The sequence below is a fragment of the Flavivirga aquatica genome (assembly GCF_001747085.1).
Lineage (GTDB): Bacteria > Bacteroidota > Bacteroidia > Flavobacteriales > Flavobacteriaceae > Algibacter_C > Algibacter_C aquatica.
Window position 1 is genome coordinate 1 of the sequence record NZ_MDJD01000024.1, and the last position, 338, is coordinate 338.

Sequence of the window (338 nt, forward strand, 5' to 3'; positions counted from 1 at the left end):
GAGCGGAGTTTGTAAATTTGCAAATAAATTTTATAACACTTTATCGAAAAGATTAAAATAATTTTAAGGAAGCATTAAGAATTATATTAGTTAGTGCTTGTAATTATAAGAAATGAGTAATTAAAATATATTTTAATACATACTTATTTAGGAAAGGCTAGACACTGACAGATAAAACTAGATTATACTCAAATATATTACGTAAAGATTCGTTTAGAGTTACAGCATCTAAAAACTTTACTTCCTCAATCAATTCAACTTCCTCTATAATCATCTTACCTCCAAAACAACTAGAAAAACTTAAAAACGAAAAGAAAAAATATATAATATAATTATAT

General features: G+C 23.4%; 1 protein-coding gene. It reads right to left on the minus strand.

Going from position 1 to position 338, the window contains the following annotated elements; genetic code table 11:
• Positions 1 to 157: 157 nt before the first annotated feature.
• Positions 158 to 338: hypothetical protein (locus tag A8C32_RS20895; protein ID WP_205635372.1), on the minus strand; the 181-nt coding region annotated here is incomplete at its 5' end.